This window comes from Brevundimonas sp. (assembly GCF_032055285.1).
Taxonomy (GTDB): Bacteria; Pseudomonadota; Alphaproteobacteria; order Caulobacterales; family Caulobacteraceae; genus Brevundimonas.
Genome location: NZ_DAMBRE010000001.1, coordinates 621,468 through 634,957 on the forward strand (window position 1 = coordinate 621,468; position 13,490 = coordinate 634,957).

Genomic DNA, 13,490 nt, shown 5'->3' on the forward strand with positions numbered 1-13,490 from the left:
CTTTGTGTGTGCCTCTGCCTAGTCTGAAGAAGATCGTCTTTTCGAATGCTCATCGCCCTTGTCGCGTCCCTTGCCGCCCTCTCGCCTGATCCTGCTGCCGCCCACCCGGCCAATTCGCCCCAGCCGCCTGTCGCCGCCGCCCCGATCGTTTCACCCAGCGCTCAAACGCGCGAGGTCTGTCGTCGGGAGCGTGAGCCAGGCTCCAACCTGTCGCAGCGCGTCTGTCGTCAGGTCCCGGTGAATAGTTCCGCCCGTGACCGCTCAGCGAGTGATCGGGTGCGCGAATCCCAGGGCTCGAGGACGCAACAGACCTTCTAGAAGTGCGGGCTTTTCAAGCCCCGAAGGCCGTCACCCTCTTCCCCCGCGCGCGGGGTGGTCTATGTGTGGCCCATGGCCGCCGCAGAGACCCCCGTCGAGACCTTCAAACGCGCATTGGCGAACGCCGCGCGGGCCCTGGCCGAGCAGGCCGAGCTGGAGGTGCATTTCGGTTCGGACGGACCGCGGCTGTCGAACGGGGTCCTGACCCTGCCCCATCCGCCGCGTGATCCCGGCGCGCCCGAGAGCGCGACCCTGCGCGGTCAGGCCGACCGGCTGGCGCTGCGGCTGGCCAATCACGACGAGGGGCTGAACGCCCGCCTGCGCCCGATCGACCAGACGGCGGCCGAGGTCTTCGACGCGGTCGAACAGGCCCGGGTCGAGGCGGTCGGCGCGCGCGAGCTGAAGGGCGTGCGCAGCAATCTGAACGCGGCCCTGCTGACCCGGCTGGAGAAGTCGGGCGCCCTGCGGGCCGAGGCCGAGCGGGTGCCGGTGGCCGAGGCGGCGGCGCTTCTGGTGCGCGAGCGGCTGACGGGCGAGCCCGCGCCCGACGGCGCCAAGGCCATGCTGGACCTGGTGCGCTCCAATCTGGAGCTGAAGGCGGGGGCCGAACTGGACGCCCTGGCCGCCGTGGCCGACGACCAGACGACCTTTGCCGCCAGGCTGAAGGACGTGCTGCGGGCGCTGGACCTCGATCCCGGCGACGGCCAGGCCGAGGACGCCAACGACGAACAGGGCGAGGACGAACCCGACCAGTCGCAGCAGGACGCGCCCGACGAAGACGAACAGGAAGAAGAGGACGGCGGCGAAGGCGGCCAGTCGCTGGAAGGCACGGCCGACGACCAGTCCGCCGAGGACGAGCGCCAGACCCGCCCCGACGGCGCCCCGGCCGATCCCGACGGCGAGGCCAGCGACGACGGCCCCGAACTGAACGAAGGCGCCCTGCCCAACCGTCAGGATAGCGTCGACGACGGGCGCGCCGTGGACGCCTATCGCGTCTTCACCACCGCCTATGACGAGACCATTGGGGCCGAGGAGCTGTGCGATCCGATGGAGCTGGACCGGCTGCGGTCGCTGCTGGACGCCCAGCTGGCCACCCTGTCGAGCGTGGTGTCGCGGCTGGCCAACAAGCTGCAGCGCCGCCTGATGGCGCAGCAGAACCGCAGCTGGGCCTTTGATCTGGAAGAAGGCGTGCTGGACACCGCGCGCCTGACCCGCGTCATCACCGATCCGACCAGCCCCCTGTCGTTCAAGATGGAGAGCGAAAGCCCGTTCCGGGACACGGTCGTGACCCTGCTGATCGACAACTCGGGCTCGATGCGCGGGCGACCGATCATGGTGGCGGCGGTCTGCGCCGACATCCTGGCGCGGACGCTGGAGCGGTGCGGGGTCAAGGTCGAGATTCTGGGCTTCACCACCCGCGCCTGGAAGGGCGGCCAGTCGCGCGAGGCCTGGATCAGCGCCGGCAAGCCCGCCAATCCGGGCCGCCTGAACGACCTGCGCCACATCATCTACAAGTCGGCGGACGCGCCGTGGCGCCGGGCCAAGAAGAACCTGGGCCTGATGATGCGCGAGGGCCTGCTGAAGGAGAACATCGACGGCGAGGCCCTGACCTGGGCGCACGAGCGGCTGCTGGGGCGCACCGAGTCGCGCCAGATCCTGATGGTCATCTCGGACGGTTCCCCGGTCGATGATTCCACCCAGTCGGCCAACGCCGCCCTCTACCTCGACAAGCACCTGAGGCAGGTGATCGCCGAGATCGAGAACAAGTCGCCGGTGGAACTGATCGCCATCGGCATCGGCCACGACGTGACCCGCTGGTATCGCCGCGCGGTGACCATCGTCGACGTCGAGCAACTGGCGGGCGTCATGACCGAGAAGCTGGCCGAACTGTTCGAAGCCAAGCCCAAGACCGTGGCCCGCTCCGCGAAGAAGCGCGCGGCGTGAACCGGCGGATCTATGTCGCGGCCCTGGCGGCGCTGACCCTGGCGGCCTGCGCCAGCGCGGTCGTGACCTCGCAGCCGTGGACGCCGACGCCCGAGACGGACGGCTGGACGCCCGTCAGCGCCTCGCCGCGGACGGTCGGGCTGGGCCTGCCCGGCGCGGCGGTGCTGGGGCAGGGCGTGCGCTTCGCCGGGGGCGTGACCGTGCTGGCCGGCATGGATTCTCCGCTGCACAGCCTGTCGGACCTGAAGCTGACCGGCGACGGCGGCTTCGTCAGCGTCTCCGACGTCGGCGACCTGGCGCGCGGGACGCTGGCGCTAGATAGGCGCGGGCGGCTGATCGGGCTGGAGGGTCTGCGTGTGCGCCGCCTGAGCCTGACCGACGGGACGCCGATCAGCCAGAAGATGGAGGGCGACGCCGAGGCGCTGGCGATCACCAGCGGCGGCGATCTGCTGGTCAGCTTTGAACGCGACCACCGCATCTGGAACTATGGTCCGCTGAGCGCGCTGCGAACGCCGCAGGCCGTGCGGCGGCCCGACTTCCCCTTCCCCGAGAATGACGGGATGGAGGGGCTGGCGGCCTCGGGCGACGGCTGGCGCGTGGCCGGTGAATCCGGCGGGGTCTGGGACTGCTCGGCTGTTCGTTGCGCTGTCGTGACGACGCCGCTCGACACGCCCCTGACCGAAGGCGACTATCGCATCACCGGCATGGACCGCGATCCGGCGGGCGGCTGGTTCGTGGTGCAGCGCTCCTATCGCGCCCCGGTGGACGTGCGGGCGCGGGTACGGCGCATGGCCCAGGACGGGACCCTGGGGCCGGTGCTGGTCGAACTGAAGCTGCCGGGGACGACCGACAATTTCGAGGGGATCGCGGCCGAGAAGCGCGGCGACCGGACGCGGCTCTACATCCTGTCCGACGACAATTTCAACGCCGTGCAGCGGACCCTGATGCTGGCGTTCGATGTGAGGTAGAATTCTCTCCCTCCCCTTCATGGGGAGGGTGGCTGACGCGAAGCGGCAGACGGGTGGGGCGGCTAGGCAAGCCAGCCGCAGCCCCAACATCACCACGCCCTCCCCACCCGGTCGCTACGCGACCACCCTCCCCATCAAGGGGAGGGAGAGGCGTCGCGCTCCTAGATCCGTTCGCTGATCTTGATGGCGGCCTTGCAGCCGACCTTGATGACGCTGCTGAGCAGGCGGTAGGCCGGGGCTTCGCGGCTGCCGTGCTCGATGGCGTGATCGTGGTGGGCCAGTTCCTCTTCGCGGAACTTCGTCAGTTCGGCGGCCAGTTCGGGGTCGCGCTCGCGGACCTCCTCGATCTGGTCGGCATAGTGTTTCTCGATGACGCTTTCGACCGCCTCGGTGCAGGCGTGCGCGGCCTTTTCCGAAATCAGGGCGGTGCCGGCGCCAAGCGCCGTGGCGGCCAGCTTCCACAGCGGGATCATGGCCGTGGGGCGAACCCGGTTCTCGGTCAGCAGGGCCTCGAACCGGGCCAGATGGACGGCCTCGTGACCCTCCATCTCGGTCAGGTCGGCGGCGATGGCGGCCTTGCCCTTGCGCCCTTCCAGCACGGCGCGCTGGGCGCGGTAGATGTGGACGGCGGCGAACTCGCCCGCGTGATCGACGCGCAGCATTTCGGCCAAGCGGGCGCGGGTTTGGCCCACGCCCGGGCGCGGCAAAGGAATGCGGCGGGCGGCGGCGACGGTGTCGGATGCCTGGGTCATGACTGCTTCCTTACGCCTTCGGCGCGCGCGCGTCCTTGGGACGTTTCGCCGCCAGCAGGCTGAAGATCGCCAGCGCCAGGGAGATGAAGAAGTTCCAGCCCGCCATCGAGATCCCGAACAGGCTCCACGGCACGTCGCCGCAGCCGACGATGGGCTTCATCTCGGCGGTGCCGTCGGCCAGGGCGCTGAGGGCGCTGAGATCGATGGTGGTCGAGGGAATGGCCGAGCAGGTGGCGGGCAGGTCCCACCACTTCAGCTCGCCGCCGGCGTGGAAGCCCGCCGTGATCGCCCCGGTGAAGAAGACGGCGGCCAGCAGGAAGGAGGCGATGCGCGGCGTGCCGCGGCTGGCGCGGCTGAACACGGCCCAGAAGGTGGCGGCCCCGGCGATGGCGACGGCGGCCCAGTAGACCTCGCGCTGCTTGAGGCAGAGGTTGCACGGCGCCAGGCCCGCGAACCGTTCAAAGGCGTGGGCCGCGCCCAGCATGGCCAGTGAGGCCGCCAGCGCAAAGGCGGTCCACCAGCGGGTCAGGAGTTGATACAGGCGCGTCATGGCGTCTTTCTTAGACGCAGCCGGGCCCGGCGTCGATCAGTGTCCGATCAGCTTGACCGCAAAGAAGGCGCCGACCAGCAGAACCACGAAAAGCACGGTGAAAAGCGCCAGCCTTTTCTCGATCACGGCCAGCATGGGCTCGCCCCAGCGCTTGAGCACGAAGGCCACCAGGAAGAAGCGGGCGCCGCGCGTGACGACGCACAGGGCGATGAAGAGGGCCAGGTTGAACTGGAAGATGCCCGAGGCGATGGTGATCAGCTTGAACGGGATCGGCGTCAGCCCCTTGATCAGGATGACCCAGGCGCCGTGCTGCTGGAACAGGGCCTTGGAGGCCTCGAACGCATCCGCCTTGCCGAGAACGGCCAGCATCCACATCCCGACCGGCTCGAGGAAGTAGCCGATGGCGTAACCCAGCAGGCCGCCCAGGACCGAGGCCACGGTGCAGACCGTGGCGTAGAAATAGGCGCGTTCCGGCTTGGCCAGCACCATGGGCGCCAGCATGACGTCGGGCGGAATGGGGAAGAAGGAGCTCTCTGCAAAGGAGACCACGGCCAGCGACCGGGTCGCGTGACGATGGCGGGCCAGAGAGAAGACCCAGTCATAGAGCTTGCGAAGCATACAGGCGTCCCGGTTGAGCCTGCGGCTCTAGCAGGCCCGGAGAGCGCGCGCACCCGTTGATCAGCGGCTGCGACACCGCAACGTGTCCTGTTTCGATGCAGCCGCGCCTTGCGCCCGACCGGGGCCGCCCTTTAGGTTCCGCCCCAATCGGCGGCACAGGCCGCCCTAAAAGACAGTATGAGGAGACGCGCCATGATGGACGCCGCCAAACTCGATCAGGAAAACCCGCTGGGCGTGGACGGTTTCGAATTCGTCGAATTCACCGGCCCCGAGCCGGAAGCCATGATCGCCCGGCTGGAGCTGATGGGCTTCACCCAGACCCATGTGAACCCGACCACGGACGCGGTGCGTCTGAAGCAGGGCGACATCACCATGCTGGTCAACCGCAGTCCCAAGGGCCAGGCGGCGGACTTCGCCAAGGATCACGGCCCCTCGGCCAACGGCATGGCCTTCCGCGTCGCCGACGCCAAGGCGGCCTATGAGGGCGCGCTGGCGCGCGGCGCCCGCGCCGCCGAGGGCGTCCACGGCGGGGCGCTGGGGAACGACTATCCCTACATCCTGCAGGGCATCGGCGGCAGCCTGCTCTACGTCATCGACCAGTACGGCGAGCAGGGCTCGCTCTATGACGCCTGGGACGAGATCGAGGGCTGGGAAGAGGCCGAGCGCAAGAACTCCATGGGTCTCGAAATCCTCGACCACCTGACCCACAACGTGCGTCGCGGCGAGATGCGCACCTGGTCGGGCTTCTATGGTTCGGTGTTCAACTTCGAAGAGCAGAAGTATTTCGACATCAAGGGCAAGGCGACAGGCCTGTTCTCCCAGGCCATGATCGCGCCCGACCGCGCCATCCGCATCCCGCTGAACGAGAGCCAGGACGACAACTCGCAGATCGAGGAGTTCCTGCGTCGCTACAACGGCGAGGGCATCCAGCACATCGCCCTGACCACCGAGAACATCTACGAGACGGTCGAGGCCATGAAGGCGCGCGGCGTGGACTTCCAGGACACGATCGAGACCTATTTCGAACTGATCGACAAGCGCCTGCCGGGCCACGGCGAGGACGTGGAGCGGATGCGCAAGAACCGCATCCTGATCGACGGCTCGGACGAGGAAGGCCTGCTGCTGCAGATCTTCACCCAGGACACCTTCGGCCCGATCTTCTTCGAGATCATCCAGCGCAAGGGCAACGAGGGCTTCGGCAACGGCAACTTCCAGGCCCTGTTCGACTCGATCGAGCTGGACCAGATTCGTCGCGGCGTCATCAAGGTCGACGCCTGAATGAAGATGCGGCCGCCGCACTGGCTGCCCTGGCTCGGCCCGCTTCTGGCGGCCGGGGCCGGGGCGCTGGCCGGAGAATACTGGTTGGGGGGAGGCTTCTGGATGGTGCTGCTGGCGGCGCTGGTCTGCGGCTTCGCCCCCATCCTCGGCTACCGCATCTGGAAACGATTGCACCACCGGCGCTGAGGGGCGCCGTCAACCGGGGAAACCGCCGATGAAATCCGCCCTGACCGCCGCAGCTGCCCTGACCACCAGCGTCCTGGCCCTGCTGGCGTCGCCTGCCTTTGCGCAGGAGGCCCCGAAATGGTCGCTGGCCATCCACGGCGGCGCGGGCGTCATCGAGCGCGCCAACCTGAGCCCGGAACGCGACGCGGCCTACCGCGCCGGTCTGCAGGCGGCGCTGGACGCCGGTTCGGCGGTCCTGGCCCAGGGCGGCTCGGCGCTGGACGCGGTTCAGGCCGCGGTTCAGGCCATGGAGGACAACCCCCTGTTCAACGCCGGGCGCGGGGCGGTCTTCACCGCCGCCGGCAAGAACGAACTGGACGCGGCGGTGATGAACGGCGTCGACCGCAGCGCCGGGGCCGTGGCCGGTCTGACCCGGACCCGTCACCCGATCGCGGCGGCGCGGGCGGTGATGGAGCGCTCGCCCCACGTCATGCTGATCGGCGAAGGCGCCGAAACCTTCGCCGCCTCGGTCGGTCTGGAGCAGGTCGAGCCGGGCTTCTTCTTCACCGAGAGCCGCTGGCAGGCCCTGCTGAAGGCGCTGCGCGACAAGGGCCTGCCCCTGCCGCCGCGTCCGCAAGGCGCCCCGCCGGAACCGGCCACCCTGGCACGGCCCGTCCCGCTGGCCTCGCTGAATGAAGCCCCGCTGGACGAGCGCAAGTTCGGCACCGTCGGCGCGGTGGCCCTGGACAGCCAGGGTCGTCTGGCCGCCGCGACCTCGACCGGCGGCATGACCGCCAAGCAATGGGGCCGGGTCGGCGACGTGCCGGTGATCGGCGCAGGCACCTACGCCTCCAACGCCGACGGCTGCGCCGTCTCGGCCACCGGATCGGGCGAGTATTTCATCCGCGCCACGGTCGCGCGCGACATCTGTCACCGCACCGCCGAGGGCGCGACCGTCCAGGCCGCCGCCGACGCCGAGATCGCGGACGTCGCCTCCATCGGCGGCGACGGCGGGGTCATCGTCATGGGCAAGGACGGCGCCGTCGCCTTCTCGATGAACACCTCGGGCATGTATCGCGGCGAGGCCGGATCGGGCCGCACCGCGCGCGTCGCCATCTACGCCGACGAAGAAACCCCGCGATGACCGGCGAGGTCGTCGATCTGGAACAGAAGTTCGGCGGCTTTTCCGACCACTGGCGGCCGCGCGTCGCCGCCCAGCTGAACGGTCAGGACGTGAGGCTGGTCAAGGTGCAGGGGGTCTTCCCCTGGCACAGCCACGCGGACGCCGAGGAGATGTTCCTGGTCTGGAAGGGGCGTTTCCGCGTAGAGTTCCGCGACCGCGTGGAAACGCTGGAGCCGGGCCAGTTCATCGTCGTGCCGCGCGGCGTCGAGCACCGCACCGCAGCCGACGAGGAGGCCGAGGTGATGATCTTCGAGCCCTCGGAAGTGATCAACACCGGCGACGCCCCGACCTCTGAATTCACCGCGCCTTCCGGTCAGACGATATGAGCAAACCCGACCATCCCGGCGTCATCGCCCCGCCGCCGCTGATCTACCTCGGCTTCCTGCTGGCCGGGTTCGGGATCGGGCGGCTGGTCAGCGAGCCGTCGCTCGGCCTCGACGTCGACTGGCGGCGCGGACTGGCCTTTGTGCTGGTGATCGGCGGCCTGCTGCTGGACGGGATCGCGGCGGGGACCTTCCGTCGTCTGGGCACCCCGCCCGAGCCGTGGAAGCCGACCACGGCCCTGGCGACCGGGGGCCTCTACCAGTACAGCCGCAACCCCATCTATCTCGGCTTCGGGATCACCTACGCCGGCTTCGCCCTGGCCATGGACAGCCCCGTCGCCCTGGCCATGCTGTTCCCCTGCCTGATCGTGATCGACCGCTTCGTCATCGTCCGCGAGGAGCGCTATCTGGCCAGCAAGTTCGGCGCTGAATACCAAGCCTATCAAGGAAAGGTCCGCCGATGGCTGTGACCCCGAACCGTCCCGCCCCCCACGCCGACGAACTGTCGGAGATGGCCATCGAGGAACTGGACGCCGCCTGCGGCCTGTTGTGGGTCGAGATGAAGGCCGTCACCCCCTGGGGCGACACATATGAAGGCATGGCCCCGTCCGGCCGCGCGGTCGAGATCGAGCGCCGCTACCTGTGGGCGCACGAGCCCGCCGGCGCCATCGCCGTCGAGGTCGAGGTGCGCGATCCCGCCCTGCGCACCGGGGCCGAGGCCCGCGCCGTCATCGCCCCGCCGACCAAAGAGAAGCCCTGACCCTCAGGCTGCCGTCAGCCTGCGCGCATCTGCCTCCATGCCGGCGTGAGGATATGTGCTAATTGCGACCCGTTCGCACCACAGGGGGTATTCGATGATCGGTTCGCGCGCAGCCTGGCTGCTGATGTCGGCCATGGCCGCCGCCGGACCGGCCTGGGGTCAGACAGGCCCCGCTGACGCGCCCCAAGCGCGCGGTCAGGTTGCCGGCGAGACCGGCGTCCTGAGCTATCCGGCCGACTTCTACGCCTCGGCCCGGCCCGTCACGGCGCTGGACATGATCGCCCGCACGCCCGGCTTCACCCTGGACGAAGGCGATTCCGTGCGCGGCCTGTCGGGGGCCCAGGGCAATGTCCTGATCGACGGCCGTCGTCCGACCTCCAAGGGCGAAGATCTGGGCGACCTGATCGCTCGCGTCGCCGCCGGTCAGGTCGAGCGGATCGAGATCGTGCGCGACCGGGCTGCGGGGCTGGACATGCAGGGCCACGCCGTGGTCGCCAACATCATCCGCCGCGCCGATACGACCACCAGCGGCGCCATGTCTTTGTCCAACGAACGGCATGCCGGCGATCGCTGGGCGACGGACCTTGTGGCCGAGATGACCCGCAACCTGTCGGGCGGGCGTCTGCTGGAACTGTCCGGGTCGCTCTACAACTACATCGATGACGAAGCGGGCGACGGGCGTGAGGAGCTGCGCGATGCGGCGGGCGGCCTGGTCAACTCGGCGGATCGCTTGACCGACGGCGGCGGACACGGCGCCCGGATCAGCGGCGCCTGGCGCCAGACCCTGGCCGGCGGCGACCTGTCGGCCAACGTCCGCCTGGTCGGGGAACGGTATGAGTTCGACCTGCTGGAACGCCCCGCGATTGGCGCGGACAGGCGGATCAACGAGGTGGAGGACGTGCGCGAAGCCGAGCTGGGCCTGAACTGGGAACGGGCCTACGGCGCCAATCGGTTGCGCCTGACCGGCCTGCAGACGCTGGAGGACGATCGGGAGCTGTCGCGTTCGGTCAGCGGCGACGGGGAAGAACTGTTCCGAAGCGACGAGCGCACTGGCGAAACCATCGGACGCGCCGCGATCAGCCGTGAACTGGCGGCGCAGAAACTGACGATCGAGGGCGGCGTCGAGGGCGCGTTCAACTGGCTGGAAGGGGCGATCAGCGCCGAGGCGGACGGCCAGCCGGTGGTTCTGCCTTCATCCAATGTGCGCGTGGAAGAACGTCGGGGCGAGGCCTTCGTCAGCCTCGCCTGGCGACCCAGACCTGATCTGTCGGCGGAAGCCGGCCTGCGGGTGGAAACCTCGACCCTCTCCCTCAGCGGCGGCGCTCCGCTGGAACGCAGCCTGACCTACGCCAAGCCACGCCTGCTGCTGACCTGGACGCCCGATCCGGCCAGTCAGTGGCGGCTGCGGGTCGAGCGCGAACTGGGCCAGTTGTCGTTCGGAGACTTTGTCACCTCGGCCAGCCTGGACACGGGCGTCGTCACGGCGGGGGCCGCCGACCTGAGACCTCAAGACGCCTGGACCGGCGAACTGGTCTACGAGCGCCGCTTCTGGGCCGAGGGCGCGATCAAGGCCACCTTGCTGCATCAGGAGATCGCCGATGCGACCGACCGGGTCCTGCTGACAGGACCGGGCTTCGCCTTCGACGCCCCCGGCAATATCGGCGACGCCCAAAGGACCGTCTTCATGGTCGAACTGGCCCTGCCGCTGGATAGGGTCGGCCTGTCAGGCGGCCTGCTGAAGACGACGGTGGAGCGCGCCCATACCCGCGTGTCGGACCCGACCACCGGCGAACGACGCCGCCTGTCCGGCTACAACCCCTTCGAGGCCGAGATCGAGCTGACGCGCGACCTGCCGGGCCGGAACCTGAAATGGGGCCTGACGGCGGACATCGGCTCCCCCTATCGCGAGTTCCGGTTCGACGAGGTGGTCGAGGAGCTCTATCAGCCCTGGTACGGCGCCTTTGTCGAATGGACGCCGCGGCCGCGCTGGACGGTCGTCCTCAAGGCGGAGAATCTCGGCGACCGCGCCATCCGGGTGGACCGGCAGTTGTTCGACACGCCCCGCGACGGACGCGCGCCCGACCGGATCGAGCATCGCATCGAACGCACTGGCCCCTTTGTCGGCCTGTCCTTGCGGCGCGCCCTGGGCGCATCCTGAAACGTCTGCGGGACGTTGATCAGGACGCCCGAAAGCGCCTAGACTTTCGCCATGAAACTCGCCTCGCTCAAGCACGGCCGTGACGGCCGCCTCGTCGTCGTCTCCAACGACCTGAACTGGTTCACGGACGCCTTCCTGATCGCCCCGACGCTGCAGGCGGCGCTGGATGACTGGGACCGCTGCGAGCCCCTGTTGCGGTCTCTGGCCGAGAGCCTGGAGCACGAAGCCGTGCCGCGCGGCCGCTTCCGCGAACACGAGGCCGCCGCCCCCCTGCCCCGCGCCTATCAGTGGGCCGACGGCTCGGCCTATGTGAACCACGTCGAACTGGTACGCAAAGCCCGCAACGCCGAGATACCGGCCACCTTCTGGACCGATCCGCTGATGTATCAGGGCGGCTCTGACTGCTTCATGGGTCCGCGCGACGCCATTCCGCTGAAGGACGAGGCCTGGGGCTGCGACCTGGAGGCCGAGATCGTGGTCGTGACCGGCGACGTAGCCCTCGGCGCCAGCCGCGACGAGGCCCTGGCCTCGATCCGCCTGGTCGGCCTGGTCAACGACGTCTCGCTTCGCAACCTGATCCCCGGCGAACTGGCCAAGGGCTTCGGCTTCGTCCAGTCCAAGCCGGCCAGCGCCCTGTCGCCCGTCTTCGTCACCCCGGACGCCCTGGGCGAGCGCTGGAAGGACGGCAAGCTGTCCGGCGCCCTGTCGGTGCAGTTGAACGGCAAGGACTTCGGTCAGGCCGACGCAGGCGTCGACATGACCTTCGACTTCGGCGTGCTGATCGCCCACCTGGCCAAGACCCGTTCTCTGGGCGCCGGGACGATCATCGGTTCGGGCACGGTGTCGAACAAGGACGCCGACGGCGGTCCGGGCAAGCCGGTGGCCGACGGCGGTCTGGGCTATTCCTGCATCGCCGAGGTCCGCACGGTCGAGACCATCCTGACCGGCGAGGCCAAGACGCCCTTCCTCAAGCATGGCGACACCGTCCGCATCGAGATGCTGGACGACAAGCACCACACCATCTTCGGCGCCATCGAACAGACGGTCGCCCCCGCCTGATCTCCGCTTTTCGAGCGCCGTTCGCCGGGTTAGGCTGACGGCGCTCGGAAAGGGAGCTCCCGCATGTCGCCGCAAACCATGAGCTCGCTGATCGGCATCGGCGTCGCCTTGGCCAGCGCCCTTCCGGCGCTGTCTCAGGACGTGGGCGCGGACTGGGAACTGACGCTCAAGCCGCAAGACAGGCTGACGGCCGCCCACACCCTCTATGACAACGGCCTTCTGCTGGCCGCACGATGCCAGGCGGGCGTTTTCCAAGTCATGATCGGCGGCCTGCCGGAGGTCCCCGCGGCGCCCGACTTGCGGTCGTCGCGACGTGTCCTGGGCATCGGTTTCGGTGATGAACCGGTCTCCGATTACGGTTTCCTGATCGGCGAGAACCGGCAGTTCGCCTTCGCCGAATTGGCCGCGCCTCTGGCGCGCAGCATGCGCGAGGGCGGCCCCATGCAGATCGTCGTCGCCGGCGCCGCCGAGAACGGGCGCAACCTGCGCTACGTCATCGAACTGCCTCGCTCCAACACCGCCATAGATCAGGCCCTGGCCAGTTGCGACCGACCGCTGGTTGACCCGCGCGACGCCGAGTTGAAGGCGCTGCAAGACGACGGGCTTCCCAAGAACATCACCTGGCGCAGGACGCCCCAGCCTCAATATCCCCTGGGCGTCGCCTATTCGAGCGGCCTGGCCGTCGTGTCCTGCATGGCGCGACCCGACGGGCGCGTGACCGACTGCGTCGCAGAGACAGAGATTCCCGCCAACAGCGGCTTCGGCGCCGCCGTCGTGAGGGCGGCGCGGCAGGGACGGCTGGAAAATCGAGATGGCGGCCCCATCCCGCTCACACGCATCGTCTACCGCACCTACTTCCATCTGGAAGGCGCCTCCGACCAGACGACCGGCAGCCGCCTTCGCGTCCCCAGCAACGAATAGAACGGCTCCATTCGTCCGGTGAAGTCTGCGATTGACCCGCCGGTTTCCGCCGCTAGATTGCGCGACCTTCGCTGGACCTGTGCGGGTGTGGTGGAATTGGTAGACGCGCTGGATTCAAAATCCTGTTCCGAGAGGAGTGCCGGTTCGAGCCCGGCCACCCGCACCATCCGCGATTGAATGATCTAGACCGTTTGCATGCAGTCTTTTTCCGCCTTGCCGACGCTCTGGAGATTCGTCCCGCCGGCCTCTTCAGGTGACGACAGCGCTTCCTTCGGTGCGGGCCGCCGCGCGTTGATCCACTCGATCATCTGAGCAGCCGCCGCTTCGCTAGCGGGAAATTCGTCCACCCACGACACGTTGCCTCGAAGCCGCTTGGCGGGAAGTCCGCCCCACAGCTCGGCAGGCGGAATGTCCGAACTGACATAGGCGCTGCCCGCGACAATGGCGCCGTCTCCGATGGTCACGCCCTTTCCAATCCGCGCGCCCTCGCCGC

General features: G+C 68.9%; 15 protein-coding genes and 1 tRNA gene. 12 read left to right on the plus strand and 4 right to left on the minus strand.

The window, feature by feature from the left end; translation table 11 throughout:
- Positions 1-390 precede the first annotated feature (390 nt).
- Both cobT and RTY13_RS03140 read left to right on the plus strand, forming a co-directional pair.
- Positions 391-2,262 (plus strand): cobaltochelatase subunit CobT, encoded by a 1,872-nt coding sequence (cobT, locus tag RTY13_RS03135; RefSeq protein WP_312781059.1) that lies wholly within the window; start codon positions 391-393, stop codon positions 2,260-2,262.
- Positions 2,259-3,230: an esterase-like activity of phytase family protein gene (locus RTY13_RS03140; RefSeq protein WP_312781061.1), complete on the plus strand. Its 972-nt coding sequence runs from the start codon at positions 2,259-2,261 to the stop codon at positions 3,228-3,230. The genes cobT and RTY13_RS03140 overlap by 4 nt, the downstream gene beginning before the upstream one ends.
- 161 nt (positions 3,231-3,391) lie before the next feature.
- Here RTY13_RS03140 and RTY13_RS03145 read toward each other — a convergent pair whose 3' ends face one another.
- The 3 genes from RTY13_RS03145 to RTY13_RS03155 are packed head-to-tail and all read right to left on the minus strand — an operon-like array spanning position 3,392 to position 5,150.
- The gene (locus RTY13_RS03145) at positions 3,392-3,982 is read right to left on the minus strand and encodes a demethoxyubiquinone hydroxylase family protein (protein ID WP_312781063.1); all 591 of its coding nucleotides are present in this window, start codon (positions 3,980-3,982) and stop codon (positions 3,392-3,394) included.
- A 10-nt stretch (positions 3,983-3,992) separates the two neighbouring features.
- Positions 3,993-4,532 (minus strand): disulfide bond formation protein B, encoded by a 540-nt coding sequence (locus RTY13_RS03150; protein ID WP_312781064.1) that lies wholly within the window; start codon positions 4,530-4,532, stop codon positions 3,993-3,995.
- Positions 4,533-4,568: 36 nt separating this feature from the next.
- Positions 4,569-5,150, minus strand: coding sequence for a YqaA family protein (locus RTY13_RS03155; RefSeq protein ID WP_312781066.1), 582 nt, complete (start codon positions 5,148-5,150; stop codon positions 4,569-4,571).
- Between the two features lie 192 nt (positions 5,151-5,342).
- On the opposite strand from RTY13_RS03155, the gene hppD reads away from it, so the two are divergent.
- The 10 genes from hppD (at position 5,343) to RTY13_RS03205 (ending at position 13,163) form a co-directional block, all read left to right on the plus strand.
- Positions 5,343-6,428: a 4-hydroxyphenylpyruvate dioxygenase gene (gene hppD, locus RTY13_RS03160; RefSeq protein WP_312781067.1), complete on the plus strand. Its 1,086-nt coding sequence runs from the start codon at positions 5,343-5,345 to the stop codon at positions 6,426-6,428.
- Entirely contained in the window at positions 6,429-6,614 is a 186-nt protein-coding gene (locus RTY13_RS03165; protein WP_312064645.1) for a hypothetical protein, read from the plus strand. It abuts the gene before it with no gap.
- 28 nt (positions 6,615-6,642) lie between these two features.
- On the plus strand, positions 6,643-7,737 hold the full coding sequence (locus tag RTY13_RS03170; RefSeq protein WP_312781068.1) for an isoaspartyl peptidase/L-asparaginase: 1,095 nt from the start codon (positions 6,643-6,645) through the stop codon (positions 7,735-7,737).
- Positions 7,734-8,102 (plus strand): cupin domain-containing protein, encoded by a 369-nt coding sequence (locus RTY13_RS03175; protein WP_312781070.1) that lies wholly within the window; start codon positions 7,734-7,736, stop codon positions 8,100-8,102. The genes RTY13_RS03170 and RTY13_RS03175 overlap by 4 nt, the downstream gene beginning before the upstream one ends.
- Positions 8,099-8,569: an isoprenylcysteine carboxylmethyltransferase family protein gene (locus tag RTY13_RS03180; protein ID WP_312781071.1), complete on the plus strand. Its 471-nt coding sequence runs from the start codon at positions 8,099-8,101 to the stop codon at positions 8,567-8,569. Before RTY13_RS03175 ends, RTY13_RS03180 begins: the two co-directional genes overlap by 4 nt.
- Positions 8,560-8,859: a hypothetical protein gene (locus RTY13_RS03185; RefSeq protein WP_312781073.1), complete on the plus strand. Its 300-nt coding sequence runs from the start codon at positions 8,560-8,562 to the stop codon at positions 8,857-8,859. Before RTY13_RS03180 ends, RTY13_RS03185 begins: the two co-directional genes overlap by 10 nt.
- Before the next feature lie 94 nt (positions 8,860-8,953).
- A complete protein-coding gene (locus RTY13_RS03190) occupies positions 8,954-11,017 on the plus strand; it encodes a TonB-dependent receptor domain-containing protein (protein ID WP_312781074.1) in 2,064 nt (687 codons plus the stop codon).
- 51 nt (positions 11,018-11,068) lie between these two features.
- The gene (locus tag RTY13_RS03195; protein ID WP_312781076.1) at positions 11,069-12,076 is read left to right on the plus strand and encodes a fumarylacetoacetate hydrolase family protein; all 1,008 of its coding nucleotides are present in this window, start codon (positions 11,069-11,071) and stop codon (positions 12,074-12,076) included.
- Positions 12,077-12,139: 63 nt separating this feature from the next.
- Positions 12,140-12,997, plus strand: a complete 858-nt coding sequence (locus RTY13_RS03200) for a hypothetical protein (protein WP_312781077.1) — start codon at positions 12,140-12,142, stop codon at positions 12,995-12,997.
- Between the two features lie 81 nt (positions 12,998-13,078).
- A tRNA-Leu gene (locus tag RTY13_RS03205) sits at positions 13,079-13,163 on the plus strand.
- A gap of 16 nt (positions 13,164-13,179) precedes the next feature.
- Here RTY13_RS03205 and RTY13_RS03210 read toward each other — a convergent pair.
- Complete coding sequence (locus RTY13_RS03210) at positions 13,180-13,461, minus strand: hypothetical protein (protein ID WP_312781079.1); 282 nt, start codon at positions 13,459-13,461, stop codon at positions 13,180-13,182.
- Between the last annotated feature and the right edge of the window lie 29 nt (positions 13,462-13,490).

Bases quoted from the DNA above. Each gene is read 5' to 3' on its own strand.
- cobT (WP_312781059.1), top strand. From the start codon at position 391: ATGGCCGCCGCAGAGACCCCCGTCGAGACCTTCAAACGCGCATTGGCG.
- RTY13_RS03145 (WP_312781063.1), bottom strand. From the start codon at position 3,982: ATGACCCAGGCATCCGACACCGTCGCCGCCGCCCGCCGCATTCCTTTG.
- RTY13_RS03150 (WP_312781064.1), bottom strand. From the start codon at position 4,532: ATGACGCGCCTGTATCAACTCCTGACCCGCTGGTGGACCGCCTTTGCG.
- RTY13_RS03155 (WP_312781066.1), bottom strand. From the start codon at position 5,150: ATGCTTCGCAAGCTCTATGACTGGGTCTTCTCTCTGGCCCGCCATCGT.
- hppD (WP_312781067.1), top strand. From the start codon at position 5,343: ATGATGGACGCCGCCAAACTCGATCAGGAAAACCCGCTGGGCGTGGAC.
- RTY13_RS03165 (WP_312064645.1), top strand. From the start codon at position 6,429: ATGAAGATGCGGCCGCCGCACTGGCTGCCCTGGCTCGGCCCGCTTCTG.
- RTY13_RS03170 (WP_312781068.1), top strand. From the start codon at position 6,643: ATGAAATCCGCCCTGACCGCCGCAGCTGCCCTGACCACCAGCGTCCTG.
- RTY13_RS03175 (WP_312781070.1), top strand. From the start codon at position 7,734: ATGACCGGCGAGGTCGTCGATCTGGAACAGAAGTTCGGCGGCTTTTCC.
- RTY13_RS03180 (WP_312781071.1), top strand. From the start codon at position 8,099: ATGAGCAAACCCGACCATCCCGGCGTCATCGCCCCGCCGCCGCTGATC.
- RTY13_RS03185 (WP_312781073.1), top strand. From the start codon at position 8,560: ATGGCTGTGACCCCGAACCGTCCCGCCCCCCACGCCGACGAACTGTCG.
- RTY13_RS03190 (WP_312781074.1), top strand. From the start codon at position 8,954: ATGATCGGTTCGCGCGCAGCCTGGCTGCTGATGTCGGCCATGGCCGCC.
- RTY13_RS03195 (WP_312781076.1), top strand. From the start codon at position 11,069: ATGAAACTCGCCTCGCTCAAGCACGGCCGTGACGGCCGCCTCGTCGTC.
- RTY13_RS03200 (WP_312781077.1), top strand. From the start codon at position 12,140: ATGTCGCCGCAAACCATGAGCTCGCTGATCGGCATCGGCGTCGCCTTG.